This window comes from Variovorax paradoxus, assembly GCF_022009635.1.
Lineage (GTDB): Bacteria > Pseudomonadota > Gammaproteobacteria > Burkholderiales > Burkholderiaceae_C > Variovorax.
Genome location: NZ_CP091716.1, coordinates 7,411,845 through 7,427,520, shown reverse-complemented (window position 1 = coordinate 7,427,520; position 15,676 = coordinate 7,411,845). Strand labels below are relative to the sequence as shown.

At 69.3% G+C, this 15,676-nt stretch carries 11 protein-coding genes; 6 read left to right on the top strand and 5 right to left on the bottom strand.

From position 1 onward, the window contains the following. Positions 1–17: 17 nt before the first annotated feature. Genes L3V85_RS34895 through L3V85_RS34875 form a run of 5 tightly spaced genes read right to left on the bottom strand, consistent with a single transcriptional unit; the run spans position 18 to position 7,198 of the window. The gene (locus tag L3V85_RS34895; RefSeq protein ID WP_237677117.1) at positions 18–1,073 is read right to left on the bottom strand and encodes a TRAP transporter substrate-binding protein; all 1,056 of its coding nucleotides are present in this window, start codon (positions 1,071–1,073) and stop codon (positions 18–20) included. A gap of 37 nt (positions 1,074–1,110) precedes the next feature. Beyond that, on the bottom strand, positions 1,111–2,361 hold the full coding sequence (locus L3V85_RS34890) for an alpha-hydroxy acid oxidase (RefSeq protein WP_237677116.1): 1,251 nt from the start codon (positions 2,359–2,361) through the stop codon (positions 1,111–1,113). A 17-nt stretch (positions 2,362–2,378) separates the two neighbouring features. Beyond that, a complete protein-coding gene (locus L3V85_RS34885) occupies positions 2,379–3,365 on the bottom strand; it encodes a Bug family tripartite tricarboxylate transporter substrate binding protein (protein ID WP_237677115.1) in 987 nt (328 codons plus the stop codon). Between the two features lie 42 nt (positions 3,366–3,407). Continuing rightward, positions 3,408–5,024, bottom strand: coding sequence for an indolepyruvate oxidoreductase subunit beta family protein (locus L3V85_RS34880; protein WP_237677114.1), 1,617 nt, complete (start codon positions 5,022–5,024; stop codon positions 3,408–3,410). A 14-nt stretch (positions 5,025–5,038) separates the two neighbouring features. Next, positions 5,039–7,198, bottom strand: coding sequence for an indolepyruvate ferredoxin oxidoreductase subunit alpha (locus L3V85_RS34875; RefSeq protein ID WP_237677113.1), 2,160 nt, complete (start codon positions 7,196–7,198; stop codon positions 5,039–5,041). Positions 7,199–7,275: 77 nt separating this feature from the next. Between L3V85_RS34875 and L3V85_RS34870 the strand changes: the two genes are divergently transcribed. The 6 genes from L3V85_RS34870 (at position 7,276) to L3V85_RS34845 (ending at position 15,675) form a co-directional block, all read left to right on the top strand. Then, complete coding sequence (locus L3V85_RS34870; protein WP_237677112.1) at positions 7,276–8,190, top strand: LysR family transcriptional regulator; 915 nt, start codon at positions 7,276–7,278, stop codon at positions 8,188–8,190. A 51-nt stretch (positions 8,191–8,241) separates the two neighbouring features. Next, positions 8,242–9,495 carry an NRAMP family divalent metal transporter gene (locus L3V85_RS34865; RefSeq protein WP_237677111.1) on the top strand — a complete coding sequence of 418 codons (1,254 nt, stop codon included), beginning with the start codon at positions 8,242–8,244 and terminating at the stop codon, positions 9,493–9,495. Positions 9,496–9,517: 22 nt separating this feature from the next. Next, entirely contained in the window at positions 9,518–10,297 is a 780-nt protein-coding gene (locus tag L3V85_RS34860) for a sulfite exporter TauE/SafE family protein (protein WP_237677110.1), read from the top strand. Between the two features lie 174 nt (positions 10,298–10,471). Continuing rightward, a complete protein-coding gene (xdhA, locus tag L3V85_RS34855) occupies positions 10,472–12,118 on the top strand; it encodes a xanthine dehydrogenase small subunit (RefSeq protein WP_237677109.1) in 1,647 nt (548 codons plus the stop codon). Positions 12,119–12,122: 4 nt separating this feature from the next. Further along, the gene (gene xdhB, locus L3V85_RS34850; protein WP_237677108.1) at positions 12,123–14,591 is read left to right on the top strand and encodes a xanthine dehydrogenase molybdopterin binding subunit; all 2,469 of its coding nucleotides are present in this window, start codon (positions 12,123–12,125) and stop codon (positions 14,589–14,591) included. Between the two features lie 103 nt (positions 14,592–14,694). Beyond that, entirely contained in the window at positions 14,695–15,675 is a 981-nt protein-coding gene (locus L3V85_RS34845; RefSeq protein ID WP_237677107.1) for a LysR family transcriptional regulator, read from the top strand. Position 15,676: the final 1 nt, after the last annotated feature.

Sequence of the window (15,676 nt, the reverse complement as noted above, 5' to 3'; positions counted from 1 at the left end):
TGGCGGGGCGTGGGTCATCAGAGTGCGGACTTGTATTTGGCGAGGCTGGCCTTGAGCGCGTCCATGACGGCCTTCGGGTCCTCGCCGACCTTCTTCACACTCTCGGCCCATTGCGCTTCCGAAGGCGCCGCGGCCTTGCGCCATGCATCGAGCTGCTCCGGCGTGAGCTTGTAGATCTCATGGCCCGGCAGCGCGGCCATCTTGGCGTGGCCCGCGAACTCGAAGTCGGCCCACGGCCCGGCCACCTTCTGCGCCCATTCGCTGGTGCAGTGGTCGTCGATCACTTTCTTCTGCGCGGTGGACATCGCGTCGTACTTGCCCTTGTTCATGACCCACACGAAGGGCGTGACGTACAGCGGCGCATCCATGTGGTACTTGACCACCTTGTCGATGCCGAACAGGCCGATGGAGCCCCACGGGAAGGTGATGGCGTCGGCCACGCCGCGCTCGAGCATGTCGCGCGACTCGGGCGCCGAGGCCTGTACGTTGGTGCCGCCCAGCGAGGTGATGAGCTGGCCGACGGTGCTGGTGGCCGGGCGCACCTTCAGGCCCTTGACGTCACCGGGCACCACGATCTTCTTGCGCGAGTGGAAGGTGCCGGGGTCATGAACGAAAGCGAAGCAGTACTTCACGTCCTTCATTTCCTTGGCCGCGTAGTTGCGGTACCAGGCATCGATGGCGGCCGAGCCTTCCTTGCCGTTGGAGAACAGGAAGGGCAGCGACGCGCCCGCCATCACCGGAAAGCGCCCGGGCTGGTAGCCGGGGTTCACGTACGAGAAGTCGGCGATGCCGTCGCGCGCCATGTCGTAGTGGTCGAAGGCCTTGCCGAGCTGCTCCGAGGGAAACAGTATCGCGGTGATGGTGCCGCCCGACTCCTTCTTGATGTCGTCGGCCCACGCCTGCAGCGCGGGGTTCAGCGGATGCTGCGCGGGCACCCAGCTCGACAGCTTGAGCTGCACGGGCTTGTCCTGTGCCTGCGTGGCGGGGGCGCACAGGGCGAGTGCGGCGGTGGCGGCAATGGCGATGGCGGTCGGGGCCAGTGCCGTGCGGCGGGGGCGGTGGGCGATTGTCATGGTCTCCTTCGTTATGTGTTCGTCTGGGTTGAGCAATCTAGGCAGTCGCTTGCGTGCGGTAAATGGAGGGTTTCCCGTGCGTGTTTTCCTTGGGGCGCGGCGGCGCGCCTTCTTGTTCGATGAGCGAACGCGGCGAAGGCCTGTCCACGTGATGCGGACCGAGCTCGCGCACCTGCGTGGTGCCCAGCAAGGTCATCGTGCGCTCCGTCTCCTGCGCGAGCAGCTGCAGCACCGACAGCGCGCCGCGCTCGCCGTCGCATGCCAGTCCGTAGACCGGCGCACGCCCGGCAAGGACGGCTCGCGCACCGAGCGCGAGTGCCTTCACGATGTCGCTTCCGCGCCGCATGCCCCCATCCATGAGGACGGGGATGCGGCCGTTCACCGCGTCGACAATCGCGGGCAGGGCGGCGATGCTGGCCGGCGCGGCGTCGAGCTGGCGCCCGCCGTGGTTGGAAACCACGATGCCGTCGGCGCCGTGGCGCACGGCACGCCGCGCGTCTTGCGCACCCAGCAGGCCCTTGACGAGCAGCGGGCCGTCCCACAGCTTGCGCAGCCAGCCCAGGCTTTCCCAGGTGAGCGTTCGGTCCATGGTGCGCGAAAGCAGCGCGGCCTGCGTCTGCGCGGAGACGGGTGCGCCGTCGTCCTCATCGCTGCCCGGCAGGAGGTTCTCGAAGCGCGGCATGCCATGGCGTGCGAGCCGCATCAGCCATGCGGGGTGGCGCGCCATGTCGAACACCGTGCCCGGCGTGAGCCGCATCGGTACGCGAAAGCCGTGGCGCAGGTCGCGCTCGCGCAAGCCGCTCACCGGCACGTCGACCGTGAGCACCAGCGCCTCGAAGCCCGCGGCGCGCGCGCGGCGCACGATGCGCTCGGCAATGGCGCGCTCGCCCATCACGTACAGCTGCATCCACAGCGTGGCGTCGGGTGCGGCGGTGCGCACGTCCTCGATGCGGGTGTTCGATGCGGTCGAGAGGATGAAGGGCACGCGCGCGGCCTGCGCGGCGCCGGCCAGCAATGCGTCGGCACGCGGCCGCACCAGCCCGGCCAGCCCGATGGGCGCGACCGCGAACGGCGCGCGCCAGCGGCGCCCGAACAGTTCGATGCCGATGTCCACCGTGCTGGTGTCGCGCAGGCAGTCCGGAATCAGCGGCAGCGCCTCGATCGCATCGCGGTTGCGCCGCATGCAGCGCTCGTCTTCCGCGCCGCCGTCGACATAGTCGAACACCAGGCGCGGCAGCACGCGGCGCGCCTGGCGCCGGTAGTCGTCAACGTTGAGCAGCAAAGCCATCGGTCGATCGCCGTGCGTCAGTCCGCGACGATCTTGCGTTCGCGGATGAGCGCGCCGAAGCGCTGCGAATCCGCCGCCGCACGCTGCTGGAAGGCCACCGGCGAGCCGGGCTGCGGCTCGCCGCCGAGTGCCGCGATGCGTTCCTGCACCGCCGGCAATGCGAGCGTGCGATTGATCTGCGCATTGAGCTGCGCCACCACCTCCGGCGGCGTGCCCGCCGGGGCGTAGAAGCCGAACACCGTGTCCGCGTCGAAGCCGCGCAAACCGGCCTCGTCGAGTGTCGGCACGTCGGGAAAGAGCGGCGAGCGCTTCGGGCTGCCCACGGCCAGCAGGCGCAGCTTGCCCGCGCGCACCTGCGTGAGCGCGATGCCCGGGTCGAAGGTGTAGTCGATCTGTCCGGCCAGCAGGTCCTGCAGCGCAGGCGCGGCGCCGCGATACGGTACGTGCAAGGCGAAGAGGTTGGCCTGGGTCTTGAACATCTCGCCCGCCAGGTGCGGCGAGCTGCCGCTGCCCGGCGAGCCGTAAGTCAGCTTGCCGGGATTGGCCTTCAGGTACGAGATGAACTCTCCCACGTTCGCCGGCGGCAGCGAAGGCCGCGTGACCAGGAACACCAGCACGCGCGCGGCGGCCGCCACAGGCACCAGGTCCTTCGTGGGGTCGAAGCTCATGCGCGAGTACAGGTGCGGATTCACCGACACCATGCCGCCGGAACTCATCAGCAGGGTGTAGCCGTCGGCCGGCGCGCGCGCCACGACTTCGCCGCCCAGGTTGCCGTTGGCGCCGGCGCGGTTCTCGATCACCACCGGCTGCTTCAGCGACTCCTGCAGCGGCTGCGAGATGGCCCGCGCTATCTGGTCGGCGGCGCCGCCGGCCGGGAAGTTGACGATCACCTTGATCGGCTTGGCCGGCCAGTTGCTCGCGTTGTTTGCATGCGCGGAAGCCGCCAGGGCGGCAGCGGCCAGCAGCAGGAGGCCGCGTCGCCAGGCAAGGGTGGGGGGTGTCATCGGTTGTCTCCTGTCTTGTTCTGTCTTGTCTTGCGGTACGTCTCAAACCTTCAGTGGGGGCGGCCGTTTCATCCAGCGGATCGGCTGCGCCTGCACCGGCCGCGGCGCCGCGCCATGCGCCGCCAGCGCGGCATCGAGCGCCTTGCCGCCTTCGTCCGCCAGCGCCGCCTCGCGGGCCGCGGCGATCGCGGTGGTCCGCGCCGACGCCGGCAGCGCCGTGCGGCCGGCCAGCGCATCGATCACGTGCAGCAGGTTGTGCTTGCCGCGCTCGTTGGTGCTGCCATAGCCCTTGATGAGGCGCCCGCACAGCGCCAGTTCATGGCCCAGCGCCCAGGCTTCGCGCGTGCCGGTTTCCACCGCCGCGAGCCAGCGCTCGATCAGGGCCTGTTCCTCCGCGAAGCGGCTGCCCCGGCGGCGCAGCCAGCGCAGCGATGCCAGCAGGCGCAGCGATGCCATGCCGAACACCGAATGGCTGCCCACCTTCAGCGGCAGCGCCCACGGCTCCTGGCCGCGCGCCTGGCGGGCCCGGTCCCAGGCCGTGACGCGGCGCGAGAGCGAAGCCGGCAGCAGCGCCGCGAACTCGGCCGCGCCGGGCTTGAAGTGGTCGTAGACCTTCACGATGTCGTCCTCGCCGGCGCGCACCTCCTGCCGCACGCGCTGCGCACGGCTCGCACGACCCTTGAGCGCGGCCACGCGCACGATGTCGTCGAAGGCCATCCACAGCGCGAGCCAGCGCGCCATCTCGCGGGTGATGGCAAAGCCCTGCGCGCCGGCCGGATCGGCGGCGCGTTCGGCGTCGAGCACGCGGCCCAGCCGGTCGGCGTAGAGCGCGGCATAGGCCGTGTCCTGGTAGTCGAGCACGCGGGCATGGCCGAGCGTGAGCATGTCGTGCACCGCGGGCGGAAAGCGCCGCGCCAGCTCGGCGGGCAGGGCGCCGGCCGGAGGCGGCGCGTCGCTCGTGTCGCTGGCCAGAACGCTGCTCACGAAGGCGGCCTGCGCGCGCGGCGCGCTCACCGCGTCGAAGGCGGCGGCGAAGCCGCGCAGGCTGGCCGCGGCCATCTTGCTCAGCTTGTCCGGTGCGCTCGTGTCGCCGCCGCGCACCACGTGCTCGTAGGCCTCGCGCGGGAACGGGAACAGCCCGCTGCCCGCGATGGCGCCGAGCATCACCGCGCTGACCACGGTGCCGCTGTCGCGCGCGATGGCGTTCATGTCGAACACATGGTGCTCGCGGCTGAAGGCCTTGACCACGTCCAGCAGCCGCTGCGCGTCGGCGCGGCCGTCGCCGGGCTCCATGCGCTCGGCCGTCGTGAGAATGCGCGCCGACGAGCTGATGACCAGCGTGCGCAGCGGCGCGCTCATGCCGTTGCCGATCTGGCGCGCGGTCTCCAGAAGCTCCGACGACACGATGGCGTCGAGCGCGCCCGGCACCGGGCTCAGGCTGAACACCGGCCGGCGCCCGCCGAGCCGCGCGAGCGGCACCGGGAACACTTCGATGTAGTAGGTGGTGGCGCCGGTACGCTGCGCCACGCCGGGAATCGACGTGCTCTGCGCGGCGTAGCCGGCATGGCGCGCGATGTCGACGAGCCATTCGGTGAGCACGCCGCCGCCTTCGCCGCCAAGGGCGCAGACGAGCAATGTGAGAGGGCGGTTCTGTTCCATGATTTCCTCGCTCCTCATGCCGGTTGCAGTGCGCGCACCACGGCACCGCGAAGGCCGTGCAGGAGGCGTTCATGCCACTTCGGGTTCTGCACCACCTCGGCCCGGTAGAAGCTCGGGCACAGGGTGGCCGCGTGCGCGTTGGCACCGCACAGGCCGCAACCGACGCAGCCGTCGATCACGGTCGCCACCGGGTCCACCTTCAGCGGATCGGGGTTGTCCTTGAGCGTGAGCGTGGGGCAGCCCGACAGGCGGATGCAGGCGTGGTCGCCGTTGCACACGTCTTCGTCGACGCCGTACTTCACGCGCACCACGCGTTCGCCCTTGCGCAGCAGCCCGGCGATCCAGGGCTTGATGCGGCGCTGGCGTTCCAGCTGGCACTCGCCTTCGGCGATCACCACCTTCAGGCCGTTGAAGTCGCTGGTGAGCGCCTCGGTCAGCGTCTTGCGCATGCGCTCCACGTCGTAGGTGGTCACGGTGCGCATCCACTGCACGCCCAGGCCTTTCAGCGTGGCCTCGATGGTCTGGTTCTTGTCGACCAGGCTCTGCTGCTTGTCGACGGCGCGCTCCTTGATCTCGTCGTCGGGCGTGGAGATGATGTCCTGCGTGCCGGTGGCCGAGGTGTAGCCGTTCTTGAAGATCAGCAGCACCGCGTCGTCGCCATTGAACAGCGCGCTCTGCACGCCGGTGAGCAGCCCGTTGTGCCAGAAGCCGCCGTCGCCCATGATCGACAGGGTGCGCCGGTTCATCATCGGCGCCACGCCCGCTCGGCTGGCCAGGCTCATGCCGTAGCCCAGGATCGAGTGGCCCATCGAGAAGGGCTCGAAGGTGCCGAAGGCATGGCAGCCGATGTCGGCCGCGATGTGCACCGGCCCCGTTTCCTGCTGCGCGAGCTTGAGGGCCGAGAACACCGGCCGCTCCGGGCAGCCGATGCAGAAGCTCGGCGGCCGGTTGGGCAGCGGGGCGCTCAGGCGGCGCGCCACGGCCTCGCGGCGCTCGCGATTGCCGGCCAGCCAGGCCTGGGCCGAAGAAGAGGCTTCGCCCGGCTCGATGTACTTCGCGGCAAAGGCGCCGATGCCGCCCGACAGCACTTCCACGCCGTACTCGCCGGCCGACGGCAGCATGTCCTTGCCATGCAGCGGCGTCTGGATGTCGCGCCGGCGCAGCAGCGTGGCGATGTCCTGCTCGATGTATTCGGGCTGGCCTTCTTCCACCACCAGCACCGCGCGCTTGCCCACGCAGAAGTCGGCGACCTGCTCGGGCACCAGCGGATAGGTCACGTTGAGCACGAGGATCGGGATGTCGGTCTCGCCGAAGGCATCGGCCAGCCCCTGCTGCTGCAGGCTGCGGATCAGCGCGTTGTACAGGCCGCCCTGCACCACGATGCCGAGGTCGGCATGGCGTTGTCCCGGCACCAGCTCGTTGAGCCCGTGCTCGACGATGTAGCGCCGCGCGGCGGGAATGCGTTCGTCGCCCTTGAGCTTCTCGTGGCGGAAGGTGACGGGCGGGTGCGCCAGCTTCATGTAGTTGAAGCCGGCCGGCTCCGTCATCAACGCGCGGGTCGAGACGGCGGGCGCCAGGTTGTCCTTGCACTCGAAGCTGCCGCGCACATGGCAGGTGCGGATGCGCAGCTCCATCAGGCAGGGCATGCTGGAGCTTTCCGAGAGGCGGAAGCCCTCTTCCACCATGCGCACCATCACGCCCAGGTCGGGGCGCGGGTCGAGCAGGCACATGCTCGACTTCAGCGCATAGGCATGGGTGCGCTCCTGGATCACGCTGGCGCCTTCGCCGTAGTCCTCGCCGACCACGATCAGCACGCCGCCGGTCACGCCCGGCGACGACAGGTTCGACAGCGCGTCGGCCGCCACGTTGGTGCCGACGATGGACTTCCAGGTGACCGCGCCGCGCAGCGGGTAGTGGATGGAGGCACCGAGCATCGCCGCGGCCGAGGCTTCGTTGGAGCAGGCCTCCACGTGCACGCCCAGCTCGTCCATGTAGGCCTTGCCCTGGACCATCACGTCCAGCAGGTGGGACACCGGCGCCCCCTGGTAGCCCCCGACATAGGCCACGCCCGACTGCAGCAGGCCCTTGGTGATCGCGAGGATGCCCTCGCCGTGAAAAGTGTCGCCTGCGCCGAGACGCAGCATCTCGACTTCCTTGCTGAATGAAACTTCCATCGTGTCTCTTTTTTTCGGGGTGTCGCAGTTTGGTCGGGGCGCCGCCATACTTCAATAAAATAAGACGGCTATCCAACATGAATTCAGTGCATATCGACGCGGTCGACCTCAACCTGCTGCGGCTCTTCGACGCGGTCTACCGGTCCCGCAACGTGAGCCGCGCGGCCGAGGCCCTGGGCCTGACGCAGCCGGCCGCCAGCCACGGCCTGACCCGGCTGCGCCTGCTGCTGGGCGATGCGCTGTTCACCCGCACCCCCGGCGGCGTGGCGCCGACGCCGCGCGCCGAGCGGCTGGCGGTGTCGGTCCAGTCCGCGCTGGCCACGCTGCAGGAGGCGCTGTCCGAGCCGGAGCGCTTCGACCCGGCGGCTTCGCGCAAGCTGTTCCGCATCCACATGAGCGACATCGGCGAGGGGCGCTTCCTGCCGGCGCTGATGGCGCGGCTGCGCGAGCTGTCGCCGGGCGTGCGGGTCGAGACCATGCCGCTGGCCGCGGGCGAGATCGCCACCGCGCTGGACAGCGGCAAGGTCGACTTCGCCTTCGGCTTCCTGCCCCGCGTGAAGGACACCCAGCGCGCCCAGCTGCTGCGCGATCGCTACATCGTGCTGCTGCGCCACGACCATCCCTTCGTGAAGCGCCGGCGCAGCGGCCAGGCGCTGCTCGAGGCGCTGCAGGAGCTCGACTACGTGACGGTGCGCACGCACGCCGACACCCTGCGCATCCTGCAGCTGCTGAACCTGGAAGACCGGGTGCGCCTGACGACGGAGCACTTCATGGTGCTGCCGGCCATCGTGCGCGCCACCGACCTTGCGGTGGTGATGCCGCGCAACATCGCGCGCGGCTTTGCGCAGGAAGGCGGCTACGCCATCGTCGAGCCCTCGTTTCCGCTGCGCGACTTCACGGTGTCGCTGCACTGGAGCAAGCGCTTCGAGGCCGACCCGGGCAACCGCTGGCTGCGGCAGGTCATCGTCGCGCTGTTCTCCGAGCGTGCATGAGCGCAGGCACTCATTCAGCGGTCAGGCTCGCCATGCCACCATCGGCCTGACATGAAGAAACGCATTCCCTCATTCCTGCGCCACGTCGGCCCCGGCGTCGTCACCGGCGCGGCCGACGACGACCCGTCCGGCATCGCGACCTACACGCAGGCCGGCGCCCAGTTCGGCACGGGGCTGCTCTGGACCGTGTTTCTGTCGCTGCCGTTCATGGTGGCGATCCAGCTGGTGTCGGCGCGCATCGGCCGCGTCACCGGCAAGGGCGTGGCGGCCAACCTGCGCGAGCACATGCCGCGCGGCTTCCTGATCGTGCTGGTGTCGCTGCTGGTGGTGGCCAACACCATCAACATCGCGGCCGACATCGCCGCCATGGGCGAGGCGCTGCAGCTGGTGGTGGGCGGCGGCGCGCACTTCCATTCGCTGATCTTCGGCCTGGTGACGGTGCTGCTGCAGGTGTTCGTGCCCTACCGCAAGCTGGCCCACATTCTCAAGTGGCTGACGCTCACGCTGTTCGCCTACGTGGCGGCGGTGTTCGTGGTGCAGGTGCACTGGGCGCAGGTGCTGCACGACCTGGTCGTGCCCAGGCTGCAGTGGCGCGGCGACTACTGGATGATGATCGTGGCGCTGCTGGGAACCACCATTTCCCCGTACCTGTTCTTCTGGCAGGCGTCGCAGGAGGTCGAGGAGCTGCGGCTCAAGGGCGGCCGAAAGGGCACCGATCAGGAAGTGCGGCACGACCTGAAGCGGGTGCGGCTGGACACCTGGATGGGCATGACCTTCTCGAACCTGATCGCCTTCTTCGTGATGGTGGTGGGCGCGGCGGTGCTGTATGCGGCCGGGGTGCACGACGTGACCTCCGCCGCGCAGGCGGCCGAGGCGCTGCGCCCGCTGGCCGGCGACTTCGCCTTCTGGCTGTTTGCCGGCGGCATCATCGCCACCGGGCTGCTGGCGGTGCCCGTGCTGGCTTCTTCGGCGGCCTATGCGGTGGCCGAGGCCTTCGGCTGGGAAGAAGGGCTGGAGCGGCACTGGCGCGAGGCCAAGGAGTTCTACGGCATCATCGCCGTGGCCACGCTGGTCGGCACGGCGCTCGACTTCACGCCCATCGATCCCATGAAGGCGCTCTACTGGAGCGCGGTGATCAACGGCGTCGTCGCGGTGCCGATCATGGCGGCCATGATGATCCTCGTGACGCGCGAGAATGTGATGGGTGTGTTCACCTCCGGGCGCCGTACCCGCTGGCTGGGCTGGGGCGGCACCGCTTTGATGGGATTCGCGGCCTTGATGATGGGTTGGGATCTGGTGCGCTGAGATCGAGATAGAGACAGAGTTCGTGCAATTGATTTTTTCCGAGGCCGGCCCCGTGCTGGTCTTCATGGCTTGCGTCGCGCTCGCCACTTACGCGCAGAACCTCACGGGTTTTGCATTCAGCCTGATCCTGCTTGGCCTGGTGTCGGTGTTCCACATCGCCAGCGTGAGCGACACGGCCAACGCCGCGACGGTGCTCAGCCTCATCAACGCATGGACCTACTTCCGCGCCCGGCCCGGCGTGGTGCCGTGGCGGCTCATGAAGCCGGCGCTCAACGGCAGCACGGTGGGCGTGATCGTCGGGCTCATGCTGCTGACCTGGCTCAGCGGCGGCGCGGTCAACTGGCTGCGCGGGCTGCTGGGGGTGTCGATCCTGGGCTGCGCCGTGCTGCTGGTGATGCAGGGCAGGCCGCTGCCGGCGGTGTCGGGCCCGCGCAGCTTCGCCGTGATCGGTGGGCTGTCGGGCGTGCTGGGCGGGCTGTTCTCCAGCTCCGGGCCGCCCATCGTGTTCCACATGTACCGCCAGCCGCTGGACCGCGAACTGGTGCGCCGCGCGCTGCTGCTGATGTTCGCGTTCAACTCGCTCGTGCGGCTGGTGATCGTGGTGCCGACGGGGCATTTCTCGTGGTACTCGGCGCTCTTGGCCGGCTGTGCGATGCCGGTGGTGTACGGCGCGACGCGGCTGCACCACCGCCTGCCCAACAAGCTCAAGCCGCGCACGCTCAAGTGGCTGGTCGGCGGGCTGCTGGCGGCGGCGGGCTCGACGCTGATCGCCACCGCCTGGGTGGCCATCGCGCAGGGCTGAGCGCGGCCCGGGCCCTGCATGGCCCGGGAATTGCAGCCCCGGCGCAAGGGTTTCCCCGTACGTGGCATACCGGCCCCCACATACGCGTTATGGGCCTGCCCGTATGCAAGAGCCCCGACAAGCCGCTAACGTCCATGACTGACCCATGACGGGTCACCCACGAGCCCCAGAAGCATGAGCACCGACAGCAGCAAGATTCAACCGATCCGCTTTTTCCATCGCGGAAAGATCGTCGACGTCACCGGCGTCCACCCGACCCGTTCCGTGCTCGACTGGCTGCGCGAGGACGCCCGCTGCACCGGCACCAAGGAGGGTTGCAACGAAGGCGACTGCGGCGCCTGCACCGTCGTCATCGGCGAGCTGGCCGCCAGCCCCGACGCGCCCGGTGCCGTGGACGGCCTGAGCCTGCAGACCGTCAACGCCTGCATCCAGTTTCTGCCCACCCTGCACGGCAAGGCGCTGTTCACGGTCGAGGACCTCAAGGCCCAGTGCCAGTCGAAGCCCCACAAGACCGAGCAGAAGGCCAAGGACGGCAAGCACGCGGTGCACACGCTGCACCCGGTGCAGCAGGCAATGGTCGACTGCCACGGTTCCCAGTGCGGCTTCTGCACCCCCGGGTTCGTGATGTCGCTGTGGGCCACCTACGAACACCACCAGTCCGAAGGCACGCAGCCCACCCGCCAGCAGCTGGCCGACGACCTGTCGGGCAACCTGTGCCGCTGCACCGGCTACCGCCCGATCCTCGATGCCGGCCAGCGCATGTTCGACCTGCCCTCGGTGCGTCTGGACACCCGGCCCGTGGTGGCCGCGCTCAACGCGCTGCGCGACGACGGCGCTGCGCTGAGCTACGCCGCCCCGCTCGGCGCCCGCATGGATCACTTCCATGCCCCCAAGACCCTGACCCAGCTCGCCACCCTGCGAGAGCAGAAGCCCCGCGCCCAGCTGCTGGCCGGCTCGACCGACGTCGGCCTGTGGGTCAACAAGCAGTTTCGCGACCTCGGCGACATCATCTACGTGGGCGACGTGGCCGAGATGAGGACCATCGAGGAGCGCAAGGAAGAGCTCTACATCGGCGCCGGCGCCTCGCTCGAATCGGCCTTTGCCGCGCTGGTCGAGCGCGTGCCCAGCCTGGCGGAGGTGTGGCTGCGCTTTGCTTCGCCGCCGATCCGGCATGCCGGCACCATGGGCGGCAACGTGGCCAACGGCTCGCCGATCGGCGATTCGCCGCCGGTGCTGATGTCGCTGGACGCGCAGATCGAGCTGCGCCGCGGCGCGGCGGTGCGCCGCATGCCGCTGCCGGACTTCTATCTGGACTACATGAAGAACCAGCTGCAGCCGGGCGAGTTCGTGCAGGGGCTGGCGATTCCGCTGGCCGCCATGCGCCGCCAGGTGCGCGCCTACAAGATCAGCAAGCGCTTCGACTGCGACATCTCGGCGCTGTGCGCGGGCTTCGCCATCGAACTGGAAGAAGGCGGCGACACGGTCAAGGCCGTGCGCCTGGCCTTCGGCGGCATGGCCGCCACCGTGCGGCGCGCCGCGAACGCAGAGGCCGCGCTGGTCGGCAAGCCCTGGACCCAGTCCAGCGTGAGCAACGCCAAGCTGGCCCTGGCGCAAGACTTCAAGCCGCTGTCTGACATGCGCGCCTCGGCCGACTACCGGTTGCTGGTGGCCCAGAACCTGATCCAGCGCCTCTGGCTCGAAACCCGCGCCGAAGACGCCCTGCCGCTGGAGGAAACCAGCGTCTGGAGCGTGATGCCCCATGCCCCCGCCACCGCGGGCGGTGCCGTGGGCCAGGCCGCCAAGGCCGCGGAAGGAGTCTGAGACCATGAACAAGCCCATCGACGCCCGCCTGCTGCAGCCTGCCCAGGCTTTTGCCGACTACCTGACCAACACCGCCGCCCGCATCGACGTGGGCGCCGAGGCGCTGGCGCACGAGCGCGGCATGCGCGTCGGCATCAGCCGTCCGCACGAGTCGGCGCACCTGCACGTGGCCGGCGAGGCCACCTACATCGACGACATTCCCGAACTCGCCGGCACGCTGCACTGCGCGCTGGGCCTGTCGCCGGCCGCCAACGGCCGCGTCACGGCGCTGTCGCTGGACGCCATCCGCGCCATGCCGGGCGTGGTGGCGGTGATCACGGCCGACGACATTCCGGGCACCAACGACTGCGGCTCGATCATCCACGACGACCCGATCCTGCTGCCGGTGAACGACGGCGGCGAAATCCGCTACCTCGGCCAGCCCGTGTTCGCGGTGATCGCCGAGACCCGCGACGCCGCCCGCCGCGCTGCCGCGAAGGCCAAGGACGCGCTGACCATCGAGGCGCAGCCGCCGGTGCTCACGCCGCAGGCCGCCCACGAGCGCGGCCAGTACGTGGTGCCGCCGATGCACATCGTGCGCAGCGGCGGCGGTGCCAACGAAGGCGACGAGGCGGCCGTGCGCACCGCCATCGCCAAGGCGCCGCGCCGTCACAAGTCCACGCTGGACGTGGGCGGGCAGGAGCAGTTCTATCTCGAGGGCCAGATCAGCTACGCCATTCCCAAGGAGGGCGGCGCGCTGCACATCCACTGCTCGACGCAGCATCCGAGCGAAATGCAGCACCTGGTGGCGCATGCCATGCACCTGCAGTCGAACGAGGTGCATGTGGAGTGCCGGCGCATGGGCGGCGGCTTCGGCGGCAAGGAATCGCAGTCGGCGCTCTTCGCCTGCGTGGCGGCCATCGCGGCGCGCCAGCTGCAACGCCCGGTGAAGCTGCGGCTGGATCGCGACGACGACTTCATGGTCACCGGCCGGCGCCACTGCTTCTGGTACGAGTACGAAGTGGGCTATGACGACGAGGGCCGCATCCTCGGCGCGGAGATCACGATGGTCTCGCGCGCCGGCCACTCGGCCGACCTGTCCGGCCCGGTGATGACGCGCGCGCTGTGCCACTTCGACAATGCCTACTGGCTGCCCAACGTGTCGATGCACGGCTTCTCGGGCAAGACCAACACGCAGAGCAACACCGCGTTCCGCGGCTTCGGCGGCCCGCAGGGCGCCATTGCCATCGAGAACATCATGGACTCGGTGGCCCGCGAACTGAAGTGCGACCCGCTGGACGTGCGGCGCGTCAACTTCTACGGAAAGACCGAGAACAACGTCACCCCGTACCGCCAGACGGTGACCGACAACATCGTCCACGAACTCGTGGCCGAACTGGAGGCCAGCAGCGACTACCGCGCGCGGCGCGACGACATCGCGGCCTTCAACAAAAAGAGCGTCGTGCTCAAGCGCGGGCTGGCGCTGGCGCCGCTGAAGTTCGGCATTTCCTTCAACGTGAAGCACTTCAACCAGGCCGGCGCGCTGGTGCATGTATACACCGACGGCTCGATCCTCGTGAACCACGGCGGAACCGAGATGGGGCAGGGCCTGAACACCAAGGTGGCGCAGGTGGTGGCGCACGAGCTGGGCGTGAGCTTCGAGCGCGTGCGGGTCACCGCGACCGACACCACCAAGGTGGCGAACACCTCGGCCACGGCCGCATCGACCGGCGCCGACCTGAACGGCAAGGCCGCGCAGGACGCGGCCCGCCAGATCCGCGAGCGGCTGGCCGATTGCGCGGCCGAGCGCCACGGCGGCAAGCCCGGCGAGGTGCGCTTCGCGAACGACAAGGTCGAAGTCAACGGCAAGACGCTGGCCTTCAGCACCGTGGTGGGCGAGGCCTACCTCGACCGCAAGCAGCTGTGGTCCGACGGCTTCTACGCCACCCCTGGCCTGAGCTGGGACAAGGACAAGATGCAGGGTCGCCCGTTCTACTACTACGCCTATGGCGCGGCGGTGAGCGAGGTGATCGTCGACACGCTCACCGGCGAATGGAAGCTGCTGCGCGCCGACATCCTGCACGACGCGGGCAAGTCGCTGAACCCGGCGGTGGACATCGGCCAGGTCGAGGGCGCCTTCATCCAGGGCATGGGCTGGCTCACCACCGAGGAGCTGGTGTGGCATCCGCAAAGCGGCAAGCTCACCACGCACGCGCCCAGCACCTACAAGATCCCGACCGCCAACGACTGCCCGCCCGTGTTCAACGTGCGCCTGTTCGAAGGCCAGAACTTCGAGGACTCGATCCACCGCAGCAAGGCCGTGGGCGAGCCGCCGCTGCTGCTGCCGTTCTCGGTGTTCTTCGCGATCCGCGACGCCGTGTCGGCGGCCGGCGACCACAGGGTCGATCCGCCGCTGAAGGCGCCGGCCACGAGCGAGTCGATTCTTCGTGCCGTCACCGCCGTGCAGGCGGGGCAGGCTGCATCGGTCGAATGAAAACGGGCCGTGCTCGCACGGTCCGAGCTTCACTTCCACATCCCGGTTCGCCAAATGTCGCGCTGTATAACTGTTCGCACAGACAAGAAAGGTGTGAACAGCCATGAGAGACCAAGCGCTTTTCGACAAGATCGATCTGCACCTCATCCGGGTGCTTCACACCGTGCTGACCGACCGCAGCGTCTCGCGCGCCGCCATTCGCCTGGGCATGTACCAGCCGGCCGTGTCGGCCGCGCTCAAGCGCCTGCGCGAGCTGTCGGGCGATCCGCTGCTGGTGCGCTCGGGCTCCGGCATGGTGCCGACCGACGCGGGGCTGCGCATGATCGAGCCCGCGGCCAGCATCCTGCGCGCGGCCGAGATGCTGTTCTCGGATGCGCGGGGGTTCGATCCGCAGTCGGCGGCCACCACCTTCCGCATCGCCGCCAGCGACTACATGGACCCGCTGTTCCTGCCGATGCTGGTGGCGCAGGTCAAGCGCGACGCGCCGCTGTGCCAGATCGAGATCCACGCGCTCTCGCCCGACTCGGACTACCACGGCCATCTGGCGCTCGGCCAGGTCGACCTGGTGATCGGCAACTGGCTCAAGCCGCCGGAAGACCTGCACATGGCGCGCCTGTTCGGCGACGAGGTGGTGTCGCTGGTCAACAAGGACCATCCGGCGGTGCGCCGCGGCTGGGACCTGGAAACCTGGCTGGCCGCCGAGCACATCGCGCCCACGCCCATGCACCCGGGCGGGCGCGGCATCATCGACCAGATGCTCGACGAGCTGGGCCGACAGCGCAACATCACGGCGCGCTGCGCGCACTTCGGGCTCATTCCCGACATGGTGGCCTCCAGCCTGCTGGTGCTGACCACCGGCCGCCAGTACTGCGAGCGTTTCGCGGCGCGGCTGCCGCTGGCGATCCTCGAATGCCCGGTGGCGCTGCCGCGCCTCATGTACTACCAGCTCTGGCACGAACGCACCCATTCGTCGAGTTCGGCGCGCTGGCTGCGCGAATGCATCAAGGACGTGGCGGCGTCGCTGCGGCCGCCGCCTTCCATCACCGCGCGGCCGCCCGCCACCCCTGAGACATCCGATCCCTGAA

Excerpts from the sequence above, each read along its gene's own strand:
- L3V85_RS34895 (WP_237677117.1), bottom strand. The coding sequence starts at position 1,073 with ATGACAATCGCCCACCGCCCCCGCCGCACGGCACTGGCCCCGACCGCC.
- L3V85_RS34890 (WP_237677116.1), bottom strand. The coding sequence starts at position 2,361 with ATGGCTTTGCTGCTCAACGTTGACGACTACCGGCGCCAGGCGCGCCGC.
- L3V85_RS34885 (WP_237677115.1), bottom strand. The coding sequence starts at position 3,365 with ATGACACCCCCCACCCTTGCCTGGCGACGCGGCCTCCTGCTGCTGGCC.
- L3V85_RS34880 (WP_237677114.1), bottom strand. The coding sequence starts at position 5,024 with ATGGAACAGAACCGCCCTCTCACATTGCTCGTCTGCGCCCTTGGCGGC.
- L3V85_RS34875 (WP_237677113.1), bottom strand. The coding sequence starts at position 7,198 with ATGGAAGTTTCATTCAGCAAGGAAGTCGAGATGCTGCGTCTCGGCGCA.
- L3V85_RS34870 (WP_237677112.1), top strand. The coding sequence starts at position 7,276 with ATGAATTCAGTGCATATCGACGCGGTCGACCTCAACCTGCTGCGGCTC.
- L3V85_RS34865 (WP_237677111.1), top strand. The coding sequence starts at position 8,242 with ATGAAGAAACGCATTCCCTCATTCCTGCGCCACGTCGGCCCCGGCGTC.
- xdhA (WP_237677109.1), top strand. The coding sequence starts at position 10,472 with ATGAGCACCGACAGCAGCAAGATTCAACCGATCCGCTTTTTCCATCGC.
- xdhB (WP_237677108.1), top strand. The coding sequence starts at position 12,123 with ATGAACAAGCCCATCGACGCCCGCCTGCTGCAGCCTGCCCAGGCTTTT.
- L3V85_RS34845 (WP_237677107.1), top strand. The coding sequence starts at position 14,695 with ATGAGAGACCAAGCGCTTTTCGACAAGATCGATCTGCACCTCATCCGG.